Annotated in this window: 26 protein-coding genes; 14 read left to right on the forward strand and 12 right to left on the reverse strand. The window is 64.2% G+C overall.

The features are described 5' to 3' along the window. Window positions 1-86: 86 nt before the first annotated feature. A complete protein-coding gene (locus AC3WJU_RS01700; protein WP_492258978.1) occupies window positions 87-1496 on the forward strand; it encodes a class I adenylate-forming enzyme family protein in 1410 nt (469 codons plus the stop codon). Further along, a complete protein-coding gene (locus AC3WJU_RS01705) occupies window positions 1489-2706 on the forward strand; it encodes a thiolase family protein (protein ID WP_492258979.1) in 1218 nt (405 codons plus the stop codon). Before AC3WJU_RS01700 ends, AC3WJU_RS01705 begins: the two co-directional genes overlap by 8 nt. Here the strand turns inward: AC3WJU_RS01705 and AC3WJU_RS01710 are convergent. The 4 genes from AC3WJU_RS01710 to AC3WJU_RS01725 form a co-directional block, all read right to left on the reverse strand. Continuing rightward, window positions 2703-3326: an energy-coupling factor transporter transmembrane component T family protein gene (locus AC3WJU_RS01710; RefSeq protein WP_059389265.1), complete on the reverse strand. Its 624-nt coding sequence runs from the start codon at window positions 3324-3326 to the stop codon at window positions 2703-2705. The two genes, AC3WJU_RS01705 and AC3WJU_RS01710, sit on opposite strands and share 4 nt — an antisense overlap. Then, window positions 3323-4054: an energy-coupling factor ABC transporter ATP-binding protein gene (locus AC3WJU_RS01715; RefSeq protein ID WP_492258980.1), complete on the reverse strand. Its 732-nt coding sequence runs from the start codon at window positions 4052-4054 to the stop codon at window positions 3323-3325. Before AC3WJU_RS01715 ends, AC3WJU_RS01710 begins: the two co-directional genes overlap by 4 nt. A gap of 18 nt (window positions 4055-4072) precedes the next feature. Next, the gene (locus AC3WJU_RS01720) at window positions 4073-4687 is read right to left on the reverse strand and encodes a biotin transporter BioY (RefSeq protein WP_059389263.1); all 615 of its coding nucleotides are present in this window, start codon (window positions 4685-4687) and stop codon (window positions 4073-4075) included. Between the two features lie 158 nt (window positions 4688-4845). Further along, window positions 4846-5619, reverse strand: a complete 774-nt coding sequence (locus AC3WJU_RS01725; protein WP_492258981.1) for a YrzE family protein — start codon at window positions 5617-5619, stop codon at window positions 4846-4848. A 224-nt stretch (window positions 5620-5843) separates the two neighbouring features. Between AC3WJU_RS01725 and AC3WJU_RS01730 the strand changes: the two genes are divergently transcribed. Further along, window positions 5844-7442: an ABC-F family ATP-binding cassette domain-containing protein gene (locus tag AC3WJU_RS01730; RefSeq protein WP_306959633.1), complete on the forward strand. Its 1599-nt coding sequence runs from the start codon at window positions 5844-5846 to the stop codon at window positions 7440-7442. A 29-nt stretch (window positions 7443-7471) separates the two neighbouring features. Here AC3WJU_RS01730 and AC3WJU_RS01735 read toward each other — a convergent pair whose 3' ends face one another. From AC3WJU_RS01735 to AC3WJU_RS01755, 5 genes are all read right to left on the reverse strand, one after another. Further along, window positions 7472-7915, reverse strand: coding sequence for an SRPBCC domain-containing protein (locus AC3WJU_RS01735; RefSeq protein ID WP_492258982.1), 444 nt, complete (start codon window positions 7913-7915; stop codon window positions 7472-7474). A gap of 72 nt (window positions 7916-7987) precedes the next feature. Continuing rightward, window positions 7988-8473: a YbaK/EbsC family protein gene (locus AC3WJU_RS01740; protein ID WP_492258983.1), complete on the reverse strand. Its 486-nt coding sequence runs from the start codon at window positions 8471-8473 to the stop codon at window positions 7988-7990. Beyond that, window positions 8457-9311 carry an SURF1 family cytochrome oxidase biogenesis protein gene (locus AC3WJU_RS01745; protein WP_306959637.1) on the reverse strand — a complete coding sequence of 285 codons (855 nt, stop codon included), beginning with the start codon at window positions 9309-9311 and terminating at the stop codon, window positions 8457-8459. The genes AC3WJU_RS01740 and AC3WJU_RS01745 overlap by 17 nt, the downstream gene beginning before the upstream one ends. Then, window positions 9312-9590, reverse strand: a complete 279-nt coding sequence (locus AC3WJU_RS01750) for a hypothetical protein (protein ID WP_059389258.1) — start codon at window positions 9588-9590, stop codon at window positions 9312-9314. Continuing rightward, window positions 9587-10111, reverse strand: coding sequence for a DUF3099 domain-containing protein (locus tag AC3WJU_RS01755; RefSeq protein ID WP_492258984.1), 525 nt, complete (start codon window positions 10109-10111; stop codon window positions 9587-9589). Before AC3WJU_RS01755 ends, AC3WJU_RS01750 begins: the two co-directional genes overlap by 4 nt. 153 nt (window positions 10112-10264) lie before the next feature. Between AC3WJU_RS01755 and AC3WJU_RS01760 the strand changes: the two genes are divergently transcribed. Both AC3WJU_RS01760 and AC3WJU_RS01765 read left to right on the forward strand, forming a co-directional pair. After that, window positions 10265-10990, forward strand: coding sequence for a beta-ketoacyl-ACP reductase (locus AC3WJU_RS01760; RefSeq protein WP_059389256.1), 726 nt, complete (start codon window positions 10265-10267; stop codon window positions 10988-10990). An 88-nt stretch (window positions 10991-11078) separates the two neighbouring features. Next, window positions 11079-11828: an SDR family oxidoreductase gene (locus tag AC3WJU_RS01765; protein ID WP_284988202.1), complete on the forward strand. Its 750-nt coding sequence runs from the start codon at window positions 11079-11081 to the stop codon at window positions 11826-11828. Window positions 11829-11904: 76 nt separating this feature from the next. Here the strand turns inward: AC3WJU_RS01765 and serB are convergent, their stop codons facing one another. Next, window positions 11905-12798, reverse strand: a complete 894-nt coding sequence (gene serB, locus AC3WJU_RS01770; RefSeq protein ID WP_284988201.1) for a phosphoserine phosphatase SerB — start codon at window positions 12796-12798, stop codon at window positions 11905-11907. Between the two features lie 125 nt (window positions 12799-12923). Between serB and AC3WJU_RS01775 the strand changes: the two genes are divergently transcribed. The 9 genes from AC3WJU_RS01775 to lplAB all read left to right on the forward strand — a co-directional run bounded on the left by AC3WJU_RS01775 (window position 12924) and on the right by lplAB (window position 19989). Continuing rightward, on the forward strand, window positions 12924-13709 hold the full coding sequence (locus tag AC3WJU_RS01775; protein WP_059389255.1) for an ABC transporter ATP-binding protein: 786 nt from the start codon (window positions 12924-12926) through the stop codon (window positions 13707-13709). Window positions 13710-13728: 19 nt separating this feature from the next. Next, window positions 13729-14514 (forward strand): sulfite exporter TauE/SafE family protein, encoded by a 786-nt coding sequence (locus tag AC3WJU_RS01780; RefSeq protein ID WP_059389254.1) that lies wholly within the window; start codon window positions 13729-13731, stop codon window positions 14512-14514. A 9-nt stretch (window positions 14515-14523) separates the two neighbouring features. Further along, window positions 14524-15342, forward strand: coding sequence for a TrmH family RNA methyltransferase (locus tag AC3WJU_RS01785; protein ID WP_059389253.1), 819 nt, complete (start codon window positions 14524-14526; stop codon window positions 15340-15342). 402 nt (window positions 15343-15744) lie between these two features. Beyond that, window positions 15745-16320 carry a carboxymuconolactone decarboxylase family protein gene (locus tag AC3WJU_RS01790; RefSeq protein WP_332602129.1) on the forward strand — a complete coding sequence of 192 codons (576 nt, stop codon included), beginning with the start codon at window positions 15745-15747 and terminating at the stop codon, window positions 16318-16320. Between the two features lie 10 nt (window positions 16321-16330). Further along, window positions 16331-17230, forward strand: a complete 900-nt coding sequence (locus tag AC3WJU_RS01795) for an RNA polymerase sigma-70 factor (RefSeq protein ID WP_492258985.1) — start codon at window positions 16331-16333, stop codon at window positions 17228-17230. Between the two features lie 409 nt (window positions 17231-17639). Then, window positions 17640-18098 carry a hypothetical protein gene (locus tag AC3WJU_RS01800; RefSeq protein ID WP_492258986.1) on the forward strand — a complete coding sequence of 153 codons (459 nt, stop codon included), beginning with the start codon at window positions 17640-17642 and terminating at the stop codon, window positions 18096-18098. A 15-nt stretch (window positions 18099-18113) separates the two neighbouring features. Then, window positions 18114-18350 carry a hypothetical protein gene (locus AC3WJU_RS01805; RefSeq protein WP_059389251.1) on the forward strand — a complete coding sequence of 79 codons (237 nt, stop codon included), beginning with the start codon at window positions 18114-18116 and terminating at the stop codon, window positions 18348-18350. A gap of 202 nt (window positions 18351-18552) precedes the next feature. Then, window positions 18553-18810: a type B 50S ribosomal protein L31 gene (locus AC3WJU_RS01810; RefSeq protein WP_009358283.1), complete on the forward strand. Its 258-nt coding sequence runs from the start codon at window positions 18553-18555 to the stop codon at window positions 18808-18810. Window positions 18811-18891: 81 nt separating this feature from the next. Further along, the gene (gene lplAB / locus AC3WJU_RS01815; protein WP_492258987.1) at window positions 18892-19989 is read left to right on the forward strand and encodes a lipoate-protein ligase LplAB; all 1098 of its coding nucleotides are present in this window, start codon (window positions 18892-18894) and stop codon (window positions 19987-19989) included. 35 nt (window positions 19990-20024) lie between these two features. Here the strand turns inward: lplAB and AC3WJU_RS01820 are convergent, their stop codons facing one another. Both AC3WJU_RS01820 and AC3WJU_RS01825 read right to left on the reverse strand, forming a co-directional pair. Then, on the reverse strand, window positions 20025-20462 hold the full coding sequence (locus AC3WJU_RS01820) for a hypothetical protein (RefSeq protein ID WP_492258988.1): 438 nt from the start codon (window positions 20460-20462) through the stop codon (window positions 20025-20027). A gap of 181 nt (window positions 20463-20643) precedes the next feature. Beyond that, window positions 20644-21021, reverse strand: a complete 378-nt coding sequence (locus AC3WJU_RS01825) for a hypothetical protein (RefSeq protein WP_307053030.1) — start codon at window positions 21019-21021, stop codon at window positions 20644-20646. Between the last annotated feature and the right edge of the window lie 72 nt (window positions 21022-21093).

Below are 21093 nucleotides of genomic sequence, written 5' to 3' on the forward strand. Positions count from 1 at the left end.
CCTTTCGCGAAAGGTGACCGGCCGTCGTCGTACCCGCACAGCGTCACAGAAGGCCGGGGAGCTGGCGCAGAGGCTAAAATTCGATGATGCCTTTTCTGGACAAACTTCAGCTCTGGGCCGATGACCGCCCCGACGACACCGCCGTCGTCGTCGGCGGCAAACGGCTCAACTGGGCTGACCTTCGGGACGCCGCAACGTTGCGCCTGGGCGAGACCGCCGCGACGACGATACTCGCCGAGCCCAATTCCCTGGACTTCGTGGTGGCGTACACGGCCGCGGTGGCCGGCGAGCGGCGCTGCGCCGTGCTCGACCCGTTGTGGCCGCACGCCATGATCGATGAGGTCACCGGGAGGATGAGGCAAGCCGGGTCCGCCACCGGCCTCCACCATGGCGAAGGCGAACAGCTGACCGACGGCGATCCGGACACCACGTTCCTGATCGGGCTGACGTCCGGAACCACGTCCGTCCCCAAGGCCTTCACCCGTTCACGGCGTTCGTGGCAGGTCTCGTTTGACGCCTCCATCGAATTCTTCGGGCTGACGCCGGAGGACAGGACGCTTGCGCCCGGGCCGCTGGCCGCGAGCTTGAACCTCTACGCCTTGTCCGAATGCTTGTATGCGGGGGCGGCTTTCCATACCCTGGAGACCTTCGACGTCGGCGATGTCCACGCGGCCATCGCTTATGACGGGGTCACCCGCCTTGTCCTCGTGCCTACTATGCTGCGCCTCTTGAGCGAGCGCGGATTGACCGGGGGCGTGGACGCATCCGGTGTTCGGAGCATTATTTGCGCAGGCTCGAAGCTCGACGCCCGTACCCTTGAAGCGGCCCGGCGGTGGGCGCCCAATGCGGCAATTTTCGAATACTACGGTGCGTCCGAGCTCAGCTTTGTGTCCGGAACGCGCCTTGCCGCCGGGGAACCGCTCGACGCCGGCGGAACGGGAATCGGCCAACCGTTTCCCGGCGTCGAACTCAAGATCATGGACGACGACGGCGCGGAGCGGCCCGAAGGGGCAGACGGGAATATCTGTGTCCGCTCCGGCATGGTCAGCAACGGGTATCTGTGGGGCGACGACGGCCAAGCGCTGCGGTGCTTTGACGGTTGGTACACGGTGGGGGACCAAGGCTATGTGGACTCCGGTGTCCTGCACATCCTCGGCCGTCGGTCCGACATGATCATCACCTCCGGGAGGAACGTCTATCCCCACGAGGTGGAACTCGCCCTGGCATCGGTCCCCGGGGTCTCGGCGGCTGTAGCGGCCGGGATGTTGGACGAAGTGCGCGGCCAGAAAGTCGTCGCCGGAATCGTACCCGCCTATGGTTCGGTGACGGCAACCCAAGTGAAGACGGGACTGGACGGTTTGCTCGCCCGGGACAAGCGACCCCTGCGGTATTTCACCCTGTCCGAATTGCCCGTGACGGACCGCGGGAAGGTCAGCCGCCAAATGTTGCTCGACTGGATTGAGAACAACGATCCGCGGGCGAAACCCCTTGCCTAGCCGTGAGCGGGCCACGGGGCTGGACCCCTCGCGCCAGCCGGTGATCATCGCCGCCTTGCGTACACCAATTTGCCGGGCCAATGGGCAACTGAAGCCCCTTCGCGCCGAGGAACTCCTCGCTCCCGTGCTGCGCTCACTCCTCAAAACCACCGGTGTTGCCGGCCCGGACGTCACCGACGTCGTCATCGGGAATGCGGTGGGAGGGGGCGGAAACCTGGCCAGGTATGCCGCATTGCTCGCGGGACTGCCCGTGGGTGTTCCAGGACTGACCGTGGACCGGCAGTGCGGTTCCGGACTCGACGCCATCGCCCTGGCCTCCCGGCTCGTGGCCGCGGGGGGTAACGGCGTCTTCCTCGCCGGGGGAGTGGAGAGCATCAGTACTGCTCCGTTGCGTGCCAGGCGAAATCCGGACCCCGACGGCGAGCCGGACTTCTACACCCGCGCCACCTTCGTGCCGCCCGGGTTCGGGGATCCGGACATGGGTGTGGCCGCTGAAAACGTAGCGCGGGAGTGTGGCGTCAGTCGCGAACAACAGGACGGGTTCGCCGTGCGGAGTCACGAGCGCGCCGTCGCTGCCCGTGCCGCCGGCGCCTTCGCCTCGGAACTTGTTCCCTTGGAAGCCGGGGGCACCGTGGTGCAGGCGGATGACGGACCCCGGGCATCCCTCAAGGCCGGACTCATGGCCCGCTTTCCGTCGGCATTCGTACCGGGCGGCACTGTGACCGCCGGAAACTCGTGCTTCGACGCTGACGCGGCCTCCGCCGTCGTGATCACCTCACTCGAGCGCGCACGGCAACTTGGTGCCGCCGACGGATTGCTCGTCCTGGGCTCTGACACCGCGGGCGTGGACCCGGAATTGCTGGGTCTCGGAGCTTCGGTGGCGGCCAGACGGTTGCTGGCCGGGCTCGATCTTGAACCTGCGGAACTGGACCTCGTGGAATTCAACGAGGCATTCGCTTCGCAGACCCTCGCCTGCCTTGAAGCGCTGGGAGTGGAACCGGAACGGGCGAACCTCGACGGCGGTGCGCTGGCGTTGGGACACGCCTACGGTGCGTCGGGCGCTGTCCTGGTAACGCGGCTACTTGCCCAGGCCCGCAGGATTGCCGAAGATCAGCCCGGCCGGGAGAGCCTGGCACTGGCAATGATTAGCATCGCGGGTGGCATGGGCACGGCGGCAATGTTCCAGTACTCCCAGTTGCAGGGCAATTAGTCTTCCGCGTCGCCAAGACCGCGCGCGGCCAGGGCATCGCCGGTCTGGCGCGCATAGGCAACCGTGGTGATGAATACCGGCAATACCAGGGCGCGGGGATTGCGTTCGAGGCCGCGCGCACGGGCTGAGTCACGGACATCGGAGAATGCGCCGGCGATGAACGGAAGGCTGCGTAGCATAATGGCGATGGTCAGCGCGAAACGCTCGGGGTCCGCCCCGAACCGCTTGAACGGCTTGGACAGGGCAACCACCCCGTCCAGCAACGCCTGCACCGGAGTCGTGACCGTCAATACCGACGCCGCAACGACGCAGACCAGCACATTGAGCACGATCCGCGCGGCTACGGGGCCGCCCAGTTGCCACCATTGGAAGGCGCCGATCACGGCGAGGATGGGCGTCACGAGCCACACGGAACGCGCGAGACGTTTGAGCCCCGCGCCGCTGAGCAGGAAGAGCACGCACATCACCCCGAGGACGGCTGCCGAGACAAGCCAGTCGACAACGAGGAACGACGCCAGGCCGCAGCCGGCAACCAGCAGGAACTTGAGCCATAGGGGAGTGCGGTGCACAATCGAGTCGCCCGGCACATAATTCGGGATCAGGACCCCGTGGCCCCTCACGTCGCCTCGACCTTGCCATGTGCGGGCTCAGCGGCGCACAGCGCGCGGTAGTGTTCGACGGCGTCGGCTGCTCCGCCGTCGAACACTATCCGTCCGCAATCCACCACCAGGGCACGATCCGCTTCGAGGGCGAGGTCGAGATCGTGGGTGGACATGATGATCTGTTGCTCCAGGCCCGCAAGCGTCCGCCTGAGCAGCTCCCGGTTGCGCAGGTCCAGCAATGTTGACGGCTCGTCGAGGACCAACACGCCGGGGTTTACCGCGAGGACTGCGGCCAGGGCGAGTAGTTGCCGTTCGCCGCCGGACAGCTCGTAAATGCTTTGGTCGGCAAGGTCGAGGAGCCCGAACCGTTCCAGGACAGCTTCCGCCCGGGCTGTACGCTCCTTGGAGTTCTTGATGGAACGCCGCAGTGATAGTTCGACGTCTTCCCGCCCGGTCGGCATGACCAATTGCGACAGGGGGTCGGTGAAGACGAATCCCACCTGGCTGCGGACCTGGCGGACGTCCCGCAAGCTGTCGGCGCCGTTGACGCTGACGGTGCCTTCGCTGGGGGCCACCAAGCCGTTGAGCAAGCGCAGAAGGGTGGACTTTCCCGAGCCGTTGGCCCCGATGACTGCGACGCGTTGCTCCGTGAGTTCCAAGGAGACGTCCTGCAGCAAAGTCTTGGGCGCCGGGCTGCCATCGATGGCTACGCGCACCGCGACTTCGCTGAGAATGATGGTGTTCATGTACTGATTGTTCCCGCTTTACTTGACGCGGCGGACCAGGATGTCCGGGAAGGCCTTGTGGAGCGAGACGGCGATGATCGCAGCAAGGACGTTCTTGATGGTGTCGCCGGGGTAGTAGGGCAGGTCGGCCAGGAATGCCTTGGCGAAGTCGAACTTGCCATTGACCATGAAGCCAAGCACTCCGAGGCCGTGGATGAGGACGATCGTGCTGATCATGGCTGCGGCAAACAGGAAAACGGCGCGGTATTTGACGGTCTTGCGGATCACGATTGCCGCCAGCCAGCCGGTGGCGGCCGCCGCCAAGGGAAAGGCGATGATGTAGCCGGCCGACGGTGTCGCCAGGATACCGAGCCCGCTGCGACCTCCGCTGAAGATCGGCAGTCCCGCGAAACCAAGCAGGGTGTAAAGACCGACGGCGGCAAAGGCCCGTCCGCCGCCGAGCACAAGGCCCGTGAGGATGACGGTGAGGGTCTGCAGGGTGATCGGCACGCCCAGGGCGCCCACCGGAATGCCTGGAATCAGTGTTGAGGCGGCCACGAGGGCTGCGAATACCGCGATGAGGCCGATGTCCGTGGACGTCCAGCGGGTTCGGGGTGAAGTTTTTCGCGTGGATGCGGTTTCGGTGCTGCTCATCGTGAGTCCTATCTGGTGCCGGGGCAGAGGGAATCCCCTGAAACCGACACTACAGAGCGGCCTGACACTGCATTTTGTAGGGTGTCCACGAGCAACGCGCCCGGGCCTTGGGGCCAAGGTACAAAGAGCGGCGCTGTTGGTTGCCGGAGCCGCCTTGGCTAAGCCTCGACGTCCTCTGCTGTTGGGGTAAAGCCCGCGCGGTCAACCCTGCGGTGGTAGTGCATTCCAGCCAGTCCGCCCAGTGCCGCGGCGATGAGGGTCACTGCTGCCACGACCAGGGCGGCGATGATGCCGATGGTGCTCAGCTGTCCCTCATTCACCGGAATCCTCGGGAAACTGTTCACGGTGGCGAGGATATTGAACCGCGGTCCGGCGAACAAGCCCAGCAACGCGACCAACACGGCGACAATAATTGCCCAAAACCAGACCATGAGCCCCTGCCTGATGCCGTTGAACCGGGCCATGCGTCCGGCAACGTAGCCGCCGCAATAATAGGAGAGGAACAGGATCACCAGAAGCGCGATGATCCCGGCAATGCCGACGGGCTGCGATGATGCCAGGTTCGCTGCGTCACTGACGTTCGCGTTGTTCGCGAGTCCAACAGCGATCCCGGCCGCCGCCACGAGGGCGACCAGGAGCACGGCCATTCCCGTGGCGGTCAGCCAACCGAAGAAGGCCGAGCCGATCTTGATTCCGCCGAACTGCTCCTTTTCGCGGGCGATGACTGTCTCGCGGGTGGCGGCGTTTGGGTCTGATGCGGCGGGAACCACGGGGTAGCTGCTCGTCTCGTCGACGTAGCTGTTGTCAGTGTAGCCAGAGCCGGTTCCAGGTACATCTCCTACCCGGTCACGGCGTGGTTCGGTGTAAGGGACTTCATCCTGGCCGCGGTCGGCCCGGACGTGTTTGCCATCGGATCCTGTTGTGCTGCTCATCGAGAGCCTCCTTCGGAATCGTCCTACCTTCACCTAACCACGCACCGAAAATAGTAGCAAGGGTGCTTACTATTTCGGGGCGTTCCGCGCCCTGCCCTGGCGCTGGCGAGTGTGGGACCCCGTGGGCGGTAGAATCGTAAAGGCCGTTTGTTCGGCCCCTCCACTTCAGCCGCGCCTTGACTTCGGGTGCTGCGGGTGTTCCCCATTGAAAGGCATCCCCCGAATTGATTACCGTCCAGGAACTCGAACTGCGCGCCGGCGCCCGCCTGCTCATGGACCAGGTGAGCTTCCGCGTGGACAAGGGGGACAAAATCGGTCTGGTGGGCCGGAACGGTGCAGGCAAGACGACCCTCACCCGCGTCCTCGCCGGTGAGGGACTCCCCGCTGCCGGCAAGGTTGCACGCAGTGGCGAGATTGGCTACTTGCCCCAGGATCCCCGGACCCCGGACATGGAACAGCTTGCACGCGACCGCATCCTTTCCGCCCGCGGCCTCGACGTGGTGGTGGGCAAGCTGAAGCAGGCGCAAACGGACATGTCCAGCGAGGACGCCACGGTCCAGCGCAAGGCCATGAACCGCTACGACCGTTTGGAAGCCGAGTTCCTCGCGGGAGGCGGTTATGCGGCCGAGGCGGAAGCCGCAGCTATTTCCTCCAACCTGGCACTTCCCGAGCGTCTCCTGAACCAGCCGCTCAAGACACTCTCCGGCGGCCAGCGCCGCCGCGTGGAACTAGCCAGGATCCTCTACTCGGACGCCGAGACCCTCCTCCTGGACGAACCCACGAACCACCTCGATGCAGACTCCATCACGTGGCTCCGCGACTTCCTCAAGGGCCACCAGGGCGGGCTGATTGTGATCAGCCACGATGTGGAGCTCCTGGAAGCCACCGTCAACAAGGTCTACCACCTGGACGCCAACCGGGCGCAGATCGACTTCTACAACATGGGTTGGAAGCGCTACCTGCAGCAGCGGGAAACCGACGAGCGCGCCCGAAAGCGCGAACGCGCCAATGCCGAGAAGAAGGCCCAGGTCCTCATGGACCAAGCCAACAAGATGCGTGCCAAGGCCACCAAGGCCGTGGCCGCGCAGAACATGGCGAAGCGTGCCGAACGGCTGCTTGGCGGCCTGGAAGCAGTCCGCGAGAATGACCGCGTGGCAGCCTTGCGTTTCCCGGATCCTGCTCCGTGCGGCAAGACTCCGCTCACGGCAGAGGGTTTGAGCAAGTCGTACGGCTCACTGGAAATCTTCACCGACGTGGACCTGGCAATCGACCGTGGCTCCAAAGTGGTCATCCTGGGCCTCAACGGTGCCGGCAAGACCACCCTCCTGCGGATGCTCGCGGGGGTGGACAAGCCGGACACCGGCGATATCGTCCCGGGCCACGGGCTCAAAGTGGGCTACTACGCGCAGGAACACGAAACCCTGGACCACGACCGTACGGTCCTGGAGAACATGCGTTCATCGGCTCCGGACATGAAGGACGCAGAGGTCCGCGGGATCCTCGGGTCGTTCCTGTTCTCGGGTGACGACGTCGACAAGCCGGCAGGTGTGCTTTCCGGCGGTGAGAAGACGCGGCTGGCCCTCGCCACGATCGTGGCCTCAAGTGCCAACGTGCTGCTACTCGACGAACCCACCAACAACCTCGACCCGGCCAGCCGCGCCGAGATCCTGGGCGCACTGCGAAACTATTCCGGCGCCGTCGTGCTCGTCAGCCACGATGAGGGCGCCGTGCAGGCCCTGAACCCGGAACGTGTTGTCCTGCTTCCGGACGGGGTCGAAGACCACTGGAACGAAGACTACCTGGACCTCATCACGCTCGCTTAGGGCTGAGGGTCAGGGCATTTCCCACGGCGTCAGGGCATTTCCCACGGCACGGAGGCAAGCGGGCGGCCCAGTTCAATGTAGCTTTTCAGATTGGACAGGACCGCCGACCAGCCGCGGCCTGCGATCGCCAACTGTTCGTCGTCGGCGATGTTCCTGTGATGGACCGTGAGCCTTGCAATGCCTTCATGCGACTCGATGGTGAACGTGACAACGTCGGGCTTCACCACCGCTGGAACCGCGGGATCCTCCCACGTGTTCACCAGGCGCGCCGGGGGTGTTGCTTCCAGGATGGTTCCCACGACGTCGGCGGTTCCGGAGCCGTCCGTGCGCTGGTGTTCCCATCGTGAACCTGCCTTCCAATCCGAGACATTGGCATGGCCCCAGTATTCAGCGCTTTGGGCTGCGTCCGTGAGCGCCGTCCAAATCTGGTCCGGGGATCCTTCGATGTACGTGACGTAGGTGTATTCAGCCATGCTCAACAGCCTAGCCCCAGGCCGCAGCGGAACGACGGCTCCGCCGGATCAATAGCCCGGCGGACTGCTGGCTCAGCGGACCTTGAGGGGCTGGGCGGCCGTAATCCGCTGGAGTTCGCTGTAACTGATGGAGAACATCGAGTTATGGTCACCCGCGCCCGCCCAGAGCAGTGGATGCTCCTGGAGCGAGATGTCGAGGATGGTTCGTAGGGGCCGCGGGTGTCCAAGGGGAGCCAAGCCGCCTACGGCCTGGCCGGTGTGCTCCAAGACGAAGTCCGGGCTGGCCCGGCGGATCCTGGCTGTGCCCAAGGAATCCGCGACCAAGGCGGTGTCCACCTTCGCGGCCCCGCTCGCGAGAATCAACAGGGGAGTGCCGTCGAGTTCGAAGACGAGGCTGTTGGCGATGGCCGCAATGTCGCAACCCAGCAAGGATGCTGCCGCAGCGGCGGTGGGGACATCGTCGTCGAAGGTGAGCACCGTGTCCTGGGCGCCCGCCGCGGTCAGGGCGGACTTCACGTTCAGCACGGAGGCCGGGATCGTTTCAGTAGCCTTGCGCATCCAGGATGGCGTCTTCCTCTTCTTCGGCCGTTGGCCGCTTTGATTTCCGTGGCGCGGGTGCCTTCGGACGAGGCATCGCGCTGATTTCTTCGTCCTCGTCCTCGGCATCAATCCGGGCATTGCGGGCCTGTTGCCTGGCCGCGTAGCCGAAACCAACGAACATCAGCACGCCGAACGCGAACCACTGCAAGGAGTAGGAAAGGTGGGTGCCCTCGTCGGTGGCCGGCTTGGCGAACGGCGCGGGCATCACCTGGACGGCGGGCGATTCCGTGGCGAGCTGCCCGTAGGCCCCGGTCATGATGGGGTAGCCAAGTTCCGTGGCATATGAAGGGAGGTCGATCGATGCCAGCTGGCCGTCCACGGCGCCGCGGCCCAGATCCGGTTCAGAGGCCTTCAAGCGGGCGACGACGGTAACCTCGCCGGCCGGCGGGGCCGGGATGCTGTCGGGGTGCCCGGGTGTCTTGTTTCCGATGGGCAACCATCCGCGGTCAATTACCACGGCGTCGCCGCTCGACAATCGGAACGGGACCACTACTTCGTACCCGGGCTGGCCGTTGAGGGGACGGTTACGGACGACGCGTTGGCCCGCAACGTCATACCTTCCGTGGAGCTCAACTTGTGCCCATTCCCGTTCGGGGTCCAGGGACTGGAACTCCGCCTTGGCGGCGGAGAAGGGAAGGGGAGCGGCCGAGTAGTTGGTGACAACGCGGTTGATCTCGGCCAACGTCTCGGCCCTGCGGTCCATTTGCCAGCGACCCAGCAAGACGCAGCCGGTGGCGAAGATCACGGCCAAGACGAAGTAGCCCAGCCACTTGCTGGAAAAGAGAAAGCGGTACATTCAGCTGGCCTCGCCTGGGTCAGTGGTCATCGCGAACGGGATGGTCTCTTTCCAGAGGCCGCGGGTCTGCAAGTAGTCCTCCAACCATTCCCGGTGTTCCTCGCAGGACAGCCATACTTTGCGGCGCTCGGGAGTGTGGATGCGGGGATTGTTCCACAGGAGCTGCCACGTCGCCTCGGCGCGGCACGCCTTGCGTGAGCAGACGGCCGGATGAGTCCCGCCCCGGCCCGCGTGCTCTTCATTCTCCAGCCCAAGGCCGCCCATAGTGAAGATATTCATGAAGCCGCCTGTTCTTCCCCGCCGAGCGGATATCGCTGCTTGCTGGCACCGGTGTTGTCGGCTGGTTCCGGACCGGAAGCGTCCTGGACGGTGGCGTCGTCGCCGTCGTCGTCGATGAGTTCGCCTTCCAGGACGGTGACGGGCGCCGCCGACGGCGCCCCTTCTTCAGCCGGTGCCGCTTCCAGCTCGACGGCCGGGACGTAGTCCAGCAAGGCGTCGCTGTGGACTTCGGCCTTGTCGCTGCCATTGGCGATCACTACGGCAATCCAGGGCAGGAACACGGCCCCTGCGACAGCGATGATCTTGAACCAGCCGTCGACCACGAAAATGAGGATGAGGCACACCAAGCGGATACCCATTGCCAAGGCGTACTTGATCATTCGTTCGCGCATGTCGTCCGAGTGGGCGGCGGCGGCGTCGGTAATGCTATGCACCACGGGGTCACCTGATACGTCGTCGGGGTCCCCGGGCGCCTGCAGGGGACTGCTATCTCTTGTCACGGCTGATTCATCACGCTCCAACGGCTTCCCTCAATTCTCTCACCCTTGAACGGGCCTCCCAAACCGCGCCAGGTGCAGCTACCCGCGGCCGGGGCCTCGCGGCGGCTAAGATCGATGCAGGAAATCACCCACTTTCAAGCGGCACAGTCCTGCCGCGGAACTCTGGAGAGCAGCATGTCTGAAGCAGTATCAACCGCCCGCAGCGTCCTCATTACGGGCGGAAACCGCGGCATCGGCCTGGCTATCGCAGAGGCATTCCTCGCCAACGGCGACAAGGTCGCCGTGACCTACCGCAGCGAAACCCCCCTTCCCGAGGGCATCCTTGGCGTCAAGGCCGATGTGACGGACGAGGCCTCCCTCGACGCAGCGTTCAAGGAAGTCGAGGCCGCCCATGGACCCGTGGAGGTTTTGGTAGCCAACGCCGGGATCACCAAGGACACTCTCCTTTTGCGCATGAGCGAGGACGACTTCACGTCCGTCATCGACACCAACCTCACGGGCGCCTTCCGGGTGATCAAGCGTGCCTCCAAAGGCATGATCCGCCTGCGCAAGGGCCGGGTTGTGCTGATCTCTTCCGTGTCGGGTCTCTACGGCGCACCGGGACAGATCAATTACTCGGCCTCGAAGGCGGGCATGGTGGGCATCGCCCGTTCCCTCACCCGCGAACTTGGTAGCAGGGGCATCACGGCGAACGTGGTGGCACCGGGGTTCATCAACACGGACATGACCGCCGAGCTTCCCGAAGACACCCAGAAGGCCTACTTGGCGAGTGTTCCGGCCGGCCGCTTTGCCGAAGCCTCCGAGGTGGCCAACGTGGTCCGCTGGATTGCCAGTGACGAAGCCGCATACATTTCCGGTGCCGTCATCCCCGTGGACGGCGGCCTGGGCATGGGCCACTAGATCACCAATCCCGCTGGCATGATTGACTCGGAATTAATAGAAGTTGGATGTTTTCAACAAGTTGGACGTTTTGAATAAAGGAGCACGAATGGGACTGCTGGACAACAAGACGGCAATCGTCACCGGTTCTTCGCGCGGCATCGGCGCTGAAGTAGCCAAGATCCTGGCTGGCGAGGGCGCTGCCGTCGTCGTCAACTACCGCCAGAAGGCCCCCCGGGCCAACAAGGTAGTCGGCGAGATCCAGGCGGCCGGCGGCCGTGCCGTAGCCGTTGGCGCGGACCTGACCACGCAGGAAGGCGTCCAGGCGCTGGCCAGCGCCGCCATGGAGGAATTCGGTTCGCTGAACGTCCTCGTGCTCAACGCTTCCGGCGGCATGGAGTCCGGCATGGAAGAGGACTACGCCCTCAAGCTGAACCGCGACGCCCAGATCAACATGCTCAACGCCGCAGTTCCGCTGATGCCGGAAGGTTCCCGCGTGGTGTTCGTCACGAGCCACCAGGCGCACTTCGTCGAGACCGTTCCCACGATGCCCGAGTACGAGCCCGTTGCCCGGAGCAAGCGCGCCGGCGAAGACGCATTGCGTGAACTTCTGCCGAACCTTAGCGACAAGGGCATCTCCCTCGTGGTGGTTTCCGGCGACATGATCGAGGGCACCGTGACGGCCACCCTGCTGGACCGCTCGAACCCTGGCGCCATCGAGGCCCGCCGGGCCGAGGCCGGCAAGCTGTACTCGGTGGAGGAGTTCGCAGCCGAGGTGGCGAAGATGGCCACGGCCGACGTCGAGAGCGGCCACACCGAGTACGTCGGCGGCGCCGATTACTTCGGCAAGAGCGCCTGATCACCTCTTAGCGCATAAAGAAGCGGCCCGGGACTGTCTGTCCGGGGCCGCTTCGTCGTTGCGCGTGAATTTCCGCCTAAACGCCGGCGATATGCCGGACCGCGTCCAGGTACGGCATGTTGATGGCGGCATCGGCTACCGCCCGGACGGCAGGCTTGGCGTTGAACGCCACACCGATGCCCGCAGCGCCCAGCATGTCCAGGTCATTGGCACCGTCGCCCACTGCGATGGTGTGCTCCAGGTCGATTCCCTCGGCGGCTGCCCACTCGCGAAGGTACTTCTCCTTGGCGGCGCGGTCGATCACGTCGCCAAGGACCTTGCCCGTCAGGAAGCCGTCAACGATTTCAAGTTCATTTGCGATCCAGTAGTCCAGGCCGAGTTCCTCAGCGATGGGCCGAAGGATCTGGTTGAAGCCACCGGATACCACCGCCACCGCATGGCCGGCGGCCTTGAACGCGGCCACGAGTTCCGCGGCCCCCTCGCTCAGGCGCACCTCGGCGCGGACGGCGTCGACGACGGCGGCCGGCAGGCCTGCGAGGACCGCCACCCGGGCGTGGAGGCTTTGCGCGAAGTCCAGTTCGCCGCGCATCGCAGCCTCGGTCACGGCGGCTACTTCCTCGCGTTTGCCGGCGTGCGCGGCAAGCAGTTCGATCACTTCCTGCTGGATCAAGGTGGAGTCCACATCCATGATCAGCAGCTTGCGCGAAGCGTCACGCAGCGCGTCGGCGACAATCGCGGTGTCCATGCCCGGTGCGGAGGCCTCGGCGACCCTGCGCCGGAGGCCTGACAAGTCGGTGTCAGTAGCCCCGTCAACGGCCAGGCCCATGGTGTAGACCCCGAAGCGCTCGTCGCCCGAACGCGACTCCGACGTGAAGGTAGCCCCCGATCCGGACAAGACCTTGCGCAGGTGTTCAAGCTCCGAAAGGGACAAATTCACGCCATAGCTGACCGCGGTCAAGTTCGAACTCATGGCTGCAATCTTAGCGAGCGGGGAACCGCCGCCCGAACTCGTGCTTCATCCACGTCGTCGCGCAAACCATGTGACCGGGGTTCCAGTTATCTATCGCCCCTATTTTTGTCCTAGTGTCTACTCCTATGAGTGATGTTCTTGAATTGGCTTCCGTCAGCGTTGTCCGAGGTACCAAGACCCTGCTGGACAAGGTTGACTGGCAGGTCAATGAAGGCGAACGCTGGGTCATCCTCGGTCCCAACGGTGCCGGAAAGACCACTCTGCTCCAGATCGCGGCAGCCCGGATGCATCCCACCAGCGGGAAGGCCGGGATCCTGGACGAGACGCTAGGCCGGGTGGACGTGTTCGAGCTCCGTCCGCGGATCGGCCTTTCCTCGGCGGCCCTGGCTACCCAGATCCCGGAACAGGAAAACGTGTTGAACGTCGTGGTCACCGCAGCCTACGGTGTGACCGGCCGCTGGCGTGAGGGATACGAGCGCGACGACGAGCGCCGGGCCTTCGGCCTTCTCAACGAATGGGGCATGGGTCCGCTGCTGAACCGCTCCTTCTCCTCGCTTTCCGAAGGCGAGCGCAAGCGCGTGCAGATCGCCCGGGCCCTCATGACCGACCCGGAGCTGCTCCTCCTCGACGAGCCGGCCGCCGGCCTGGACCTCGGCGGACGCGAAGAGCTCGTCCACAAACTCGGTGAACTCGCCCGTGACGAGGACGCCCCCGCCATGGTCCTCGTGACGCACCACCTTGAAGAAGTTCCTCCGGGATTCACCCACGCCATGCTGCTTCGCGACGGCGGAGTGGTTGCCGCAGGACCCATCGAGGAAGTCCTGACCGCGGAACATCTCAGCAACACCTTCGGCCTGCCCCTGGATGTGACCGAAAACTCCGGCCGATACACGGCCACCGCCCGCCGCTAGGCCGGGGCAGCGAGAAGCAGTGGAGATCCTTAGCGGCATCCTGATCTTTTTCGCGGGCTTGTGGGCCGGAACCATCAACAGCGTTGTCGGCTCCGGCACCCTGGTGACGTTCCCGGTCCTCATCGCCCTGGGCTACGCTCCCGTCACGGCGACCATCAGCAACGCCATGGGGCTTGTGGCCGGCAACGTGACAGGGGCCTGGGGCTACCGACACGAACTCAGGGGCAGGGGCCGGCAACTGCTCAGGCTCTTGCCGGCGTCGCTGCTTGGCGGCATCACGGGTGCTTGGCTGCTGCTGCACCTTCCGGAAAAGGTCTTCTACTACGCCGCTCCCATCCTGATCGTGGTCGCGCTGCTCATGGTGCTCTTCCAGCCGAAACTCCAACGGTGGGTCCAGGACCGGGCCGGCAACCCGGAGCACGCCATCCACGACAAGCGGCACACCGTGATCCTGGTGGTGTTGGTGTACCTCGCGGGGGTCTACGGCGGCTACTTTGTCGCAGCCCAAGGCATCCTGCTCGTTGGCATTCTGGGTGTCTTCATGACCGGCACCATCCAGAACGCCAACGCGATGAAGAACATCCTGGTGCTGGCCGTCAACGTAGTGGCAGCCTGCTCCTACCTCTTGTTTGCCTTTGGCCGGATCGAATGGCCGGTGGTGGCAGTCATCGCGGTCAGTTCGTTGATCGGCGGACTGGTGGGCTCCAAAGTGGGACGGCGTTTGAAGCCCCTCGCGCTGCGCATCGTGATCTTCGCGCTCGGCATCGTGGCACTCGGCTTCATGATCGCCAACCTGCTGAAATAGGAACCCCCCGTGACTTTTCACTATCTCGAAACGGCAGACGACCCGCGCGTTGCCGACTACACACAACTGACGGATGTCCACCTCCGCAAGCTCCGCGAGCCCGCGGAGGGCATGTACATCGCAGAGTCGTCACGGGTCCTGCGACGCGCCCTCGCGGCCGGGCACCAACCCCGTTCCTTCTTCCTGGCGGAGAAATGGTTGGAAGACCTCGACGACGTCTTCCAACAGTTCCCGGAGGTCCCGGTCTACATCGGCAAAGCTTCGCTGCTTGAGGAAATCACCGGATTCCACCTGCACCGCGGTGCCATGGCAGCCATGCACCGGCCCGCACCGGTGCCCCTCGAGGAACTTCTCGCCGATTGCGTTCGTGCACGAGGGCGATCAAGGATCGCAGTGCTTGAGGACCTTACCGACCATACAAATGTCGGAGCCGTGTTCAGGTCAGCCGCGGCCATCGGCGTCGACGCCGTGCTGGTGTCACCTCAGTGTGCCGATCCGTTGTACCGGCGCTCGATCAGGGTCAGCATGGGCACAGTTTTTCAGGTGCCGTGGACAAGGGTCGACCCGTGGCCAGCTAGCATCGAACAGCTGAAAGAGGCGGGCTACTTCGTGGCAGGCATGTCCCTGGGGGAGGGAGCCATCACTCTGGATGAGTTGGTGGCCCAGGATCATCAAAACCTGGTGCTGGTTTTCGGAACCGAAGGCGACGGGCTGAAGCCCGAGACAGATCAACTACTTGACGCCCGCGTGACGATTCCGATGATGAACGGCGTCGACTCGCTGAACGTTGCTGCGTCGTCGGCTGTCGCCTTCTACGCGACGAGGTAACGAATGGCACGAAGGAAAATCTGAGACGGGTCAGGGTGCCCAGACATGCATCTGACCGGGTCATTCGCTTGCTCGAGTCATCACCGCAGGGGATCGTCTTTGCGCCGTGCCGCCTGCTTCAGCTCGGCGATCCGCAGCCGAAGGAAAACAATGACGAGGACCAGGGCGTACACCGCCAGTCCAGCCAGCACGAACGTGACGATCGCGTACAGAACCCAATAACACTGAAGGCTGGACTTAAATTCACTGGTTCCCCCCAATAATCGTTAGCCCTAGCTACGCGGGCGGGGACAGTTATCAGATCAGGTGGACGCCGCCCTCTGGCGTCACGTCGCTGTCACAGATCGGGCTCGGGTGGTGTCTTCATGTCATAGGACCCAGAACCGACCCGCAGGAGGAGTCATGACCAGCAGGATCCCCGCCGCAGAGATCACCGGTTTCTACGGCGCACTCATCAAGAAATTCAGCGCGAAGATGTTTGGCAAAGTCCCGGAATCGTTGGGCGTCATGTGGCACAACCAGCCCGTTCTCAAGGCATCCATGGGCTTCGGACAGAAGCTGCAGAAGTGGAACAGGTGTGACGAGTCGCTGAAGTCCTACGCGCACATGGCCGTGGCCTCACTCATCGGTTGTACGTGGTGCCTGGACTACAACTACTTCATGGCCCACAACCACGGCCTCGACCTGGAAAAGGCACAGCAGATCCCGCGCTGGCGTGATTCCGGGGTCTTCACGCCCCTGGAGCGGGACGTGCTGGAATATGCCGAAGCGATGAGTACGACCCCCGTAACGGTCACTGACGAGCTCGCTGCCCGGCTGCTGGAGCAGCTCGGCTCACCGGGCCTGGTTGAGCTGACCAGCGTTATCGGCTTTGCCAACCTCACGACCCGCGGCAACGTCGCCCTGGGCATTGAGTCCGAGGGTTTCGCGGATGCCTGTGGCTTGAAGCCGCTCGCGGCACGAAGCGGCGCGCGGTAGCGTGGCGGGCATGAGCAGCTCCGGCGCCGCCGACAGCTTGGACCTTTTCGTCACTCATCGCAGCCTGCTCTTCACCGTCGCCTACGAAATGCTCGGCTCCGCCGCCGATGCCGAGGACGTGGTGCAGGAGGCCTGGCTGCGGTGGTCTGACCTGGGCGCCGGAGCCCGCGTGGAGGTGCGTGACCCGCGGGCCTATTTCGTCCGAATCGTCACCCGCCAGGCGCTCAACCGCCTCCGCACGCTGTCACGACGGCGGGAGGATTACGTCGGGGAATGGCTGCCCGAGCCCCTGCTCACCGTGCCGGATGTCGCCGAGGACGTGGAACTGGCCGAAAGCGTCTCGATCGCCATGCTCACGGTTCTCGAATCCCTCACCCCTGTGGAGCGGGCGGTCTTCGTACTACGGGAGGTTTTCGACGTGCCCTACGAGGAGATTGCCGAGGCCGTGGGCAAGTCAGCGGCCGCCGTGCGCCAGATCGTCAGCCGTGCGCGCTCTCATGTGGCCGCCCGCCGCCCCCGCATGCGCGTGGACCGCAGCGAGCAGCAGGAAGTCGTCGAACGGTTCCTGGCGGCGGTCACCACCGGGGATGTGCAGGGCTTGATGGATGTGTTGGCGCCGGACGTCGTACTCATCGCCGACGGCGGCGGCATCGCGCAGGCGGTTCGGGTGCCGGTGTACGGTGCGAAGAAGGTGACAAATCTGCTGCGGTCCTTCCCAGAGGCCGCGCTCAACCCGAAAATCGCTCTGCTTTGGCTCAACGGCGGCCTCGGCATCCGGATCGACGACGAAGCAGGCGGTCCGTCGCTCATCAGCCTGGTGGTGGAGGACGGCAGGATCGCGCGGATCTTCGCCATGCGTAACCCGGACAAGCTGGGCCACTTGGAGGCGGAGACCCAGTTGGTGCGCTAGCCGCTCCGACCCTCCATTGCGATCTCGGCGCAGGTCGGCGTGGCCTCGTACAGCTGAAGTGGGATCCACCGCTCCACATGCGGACTTCTGAGACAAAGTGCAGCATGATTCTTTGGCTGGGGTCTGCTGTCTCTTCGCCAACTCGAGCCCGCGATTCCGACCCGTCGAACACTAGACGGGCGAGCCAAGCAACAGCCGGCGCTCTGCCCCGGTCGGGCACGCCTGCGGCGCGAAGGGTCTGAGCGTCGTTATCCGGCTCATCCGATAGGTGGACCAGGCAAAACCGAATCGGCGCACAATCTAGTCCCCGAGGATGACGTTTCCGTCGACGCCGCAAAATAAATTGAAAGACGGCTATCACCTTTGGCGTTGCTGATTCCAAGTCAATCAGAGGTTAGGGGACAACTTGATGAATGCACTGAAGAAGTTGCCCACGGGAACCGCGGCAGCGGCAGCTTCCGCGGACTTCTCCATGTCGATCCCGGCCGGGTACGTCGCAGAACTCACCAACGACGGCGGCGTGCAGCTCCGCAACCAGTCCGCCCGCATCGTGATTCCATTCATCAGTGCCCCATGGGCACTCGACTCCAACGGCAAGAAGCTCCCGACGTCGTATACCGTCAACGGGTCCAAAATCACCCAGCACGTCAACACCAACGGTGCTGCCTATCCAATCGTCGCGGATCCCTCGATCCAGTGGATTCCATACCCGGTCGTCGCCATGTACGGCTGGGAGGCTGACACCATCAGCAACATCGGAAACGTCTGGCAGTCTAGCTCAGGGCTTCTCCTGTGGGGTTGCTACGGATTCAGGATTTGGAATCCTGGAGCCGGGGCCATACCCGTGCCAGCCCGCGACTGCGCATAACGCACGAGGAGAAACATGCTTGTCTTCCGGTACATCTATAGTGCTGTATTCGTCTTCGCAATGTTCTGGGCGATCTTCCTCGAAGACCTCCCTGTCTTCGGGCGGCTCGTCTTCCCGCTCTTTGTGCTCATTCCTCTGATACTCAACGAAATACAGATCCAGAAGACGCGGAAGCTGAAAGCAGAACTCCGCTCACGCGAGGCAGAGTCCCTGCCGAACGACGTCCACCACGACTACAGGGAAGCAAACTAGCCAGGACACTTGCAGGCACTCCTGACAGGCGCGGCCAATGAGGAGACCGCCCCCGCGGCTGACCTCGGTTCGTTTGGCCCTGCGGTTTCCGCTATGATTGGTTGTTGGCCCGACCGCTGAAATTTGCAAATGGAAGCAACGGACCACCTCCATTCATACCTGGCAACTGGCAAAATCCAGCTGCGTGAACAAAGGTCCCATTATGAAGTCTGATATCCACCCGAAGTACGAAGCTGTTGTATTCAACGACCTGGCTTCCGGCGTCAAGTTCCTGACCAAGTCCACCGTGTCTTCTTCCAAGACCATCGAGTGGGAAGACGGCAACACCTACCCGGTCATCGACGTCGAAATCTCCTCGGAGTCCCACCCGTTCTACACGGGCAAGCAGCGCATTATGGACTCTGCAGGCCGCGTCGAGCGCTTCAACGCTCGCTTCAAGGGCTTCGGCGGCAAGAAGTAATCAACTTCACCTCCAAGCTTCTGTGAAAGCCCGCACCCGCCGTATCTTCGGTGGCTGCGGGCTTTTGCGTTTTCCGGCAGGATGGAAGCCATGACTTCCAGCATGGCTTTCGAGCAACCCGATCCCCTGCTCCACGGCGAATACAAGGTCCCCGGCGGAAAGCTCGTGGTGGTCGACCTCGACGTCGTGGATGGGCAGTTCGCGCACGTCTCGCTCAGCGGAGACTTCTTCCTGGAACCGGACGAGGCCCTGCAGGACATCAACCGGGCGCTCACGGGCCTTCCGGAAAGTTCGACGCCGGCAGAGATTTCCGCTGCCGTCTCCGCCGCATTGCCCGCGGACGCTGTCCTGTTCGGCTTCTCTGCCGACGCCGTCGCCGTCGCTGTCCGCAGGGCGCTGTCCAAGGCGAGCGGGTGGGCGGACCACCAGTGGGAGGTCATCCCGCCGTCGGTCCTTCCCACCCACCTCAATGTAGCGCTGGACGAGGTCCTCACCGAACAGGTCGGGGCCGGGCTACGCAAGCCCACCATGCGCTTCTGGGACTGGGAAGAGCCGTCGGTGGTAATCGGCAGCTTCCAGTCTTACCGCAACGAGGTGGATCCCGACGGCGTTGCCCGCCACGGCATCACGGTGGTCCGCCGCATCAGCGGCGGGGGAGCGATGTTCATGGAAGCGGGGAACTGCATCACCTATTCGCTCTATGTGCCACAGAGCCTCGTCGATGGCATCAGCTTCGCCGACTCCTACGCGTTCCTGGACGCGTGGGTCATGGCTGCCCTGGAAAAACTGGGCATTACCGCGTTCTACGTCCCGCTCAATGACATCGCCACCGAGCAGGGAAAGATCGGCGGTGCGGCGCAAAAGCGCCTCGCCAACGGCGGCATGCTGCATCATGTCACCATGAGCTACGACATCGACGCCGACAAGATGGTGGAGGTTCTGCGCATCGGCAAGGAAAAGCTTTCCGACAAAGGCACCCGCAGCGCAAAGAAGCGCGTGGATCCACTCCGACGGCAAACTGGCCTGGCGCGGACGGACATCATCAAAGCCATGCAGGAAGTCTTCACCGAGCGCTACGGCGCCACGGAGTCCCGCATCACCGACGCTGAATTGGCGATAGCCCGGGAGCGGGTGCAGTCAAAGTTCGGTACTGAAGAATGGCTGCACCGTGTCCCTTAACTGCACCGTGTTCCTTAACTGCGGGTGTTCCCTCGTTAACCGGCCCGGTACGCGTCCACTGCCTGTTCCAGGACCGGACCGTAGAGCGGCCATGAATCGGCGGGAGCCGCCACGATGAGGACGCTGCTGCCCTTACTCCCCGCTACGAGGCAAGCCATTTCCCGGTATTGGTTGTTGCCGACGCGGGTCACGTAGCTGTCCTCGACACAGGATCCCGTACCGCCAAGGAAAGCCATTCCGGATCGCTCGGCGATTTTGGTGGGCGACGAGGAGTTCTCGTCCGCCAAGTGATCAATCCTGAAGGTGCTCCAATTGTCCAGCGACTCGCTGCCCTGCCGGGGCGTGGCGTTGAAGTAGATCCGAGGTTCACCCGTTGGGGACGAGACAGCCGCGGACACGCTGCCCGGGTCGCTTTCCGCAGGACTCGCATCGGCAGGGACCGAAAGGACCCCGGTGCCATCCGGGAGGTCCATGGTTCTCCAGCCTGCCGGGGCCGGTGCTGCCGTGAACCACCCGAACGGCGCTTCCGCAGACTGCTCGGGGCGGGAACCCGGGCTTTGACCAGCGGAACTGCAAGCTGCGACGGCGATTATCGCAGCAGCCGTGCCCAAGGAGAGCCCGGCAGACAGTGCCGGTTTAATGCGAGGCGGCGTGCTAGCGGTTTCCATCGCCGTCGTCCGGTCCGCCGTTATCGTCGCCGTCGCGGTCGCCGCCATTGGGGTGCCGCGGGGTCGGCGGCGCCATGTGCGGTGGCGCCGGTACCGGCGGCGGGACCACGGCTGGCGGCGCTGGGGGTGGCGGAACGACGGCTGGCGCTGCGGGTGGAACCGTGGCTGGAACGACGGCGGGTGGGGCAGCAGGCGGTGCGACCGGCGTCGCCGTCGGCGCGGGTGACGGTGTGCTTGGGGCGGGCGTTGTACTCGCCGGCGGCCTTGCGGGCGCCGGAGCGGCAGGTTGTCCGCCGAAGCAGCCCCCGAGCAAAAGGCTGGCACCCAGCGCCGCGACGGCAAGCACGGGGCGAGGAATCTTCATGGTGACCGTCCTCAAGAAAGGCCCATGCGGAGCGCCGGGCTTTGCATCTAAAGACGATGCCGGCGATCCCCT

It is taken from the genome of Arthrobacter sp. FW306-1B-F12A (assembly GCF_058781865.1).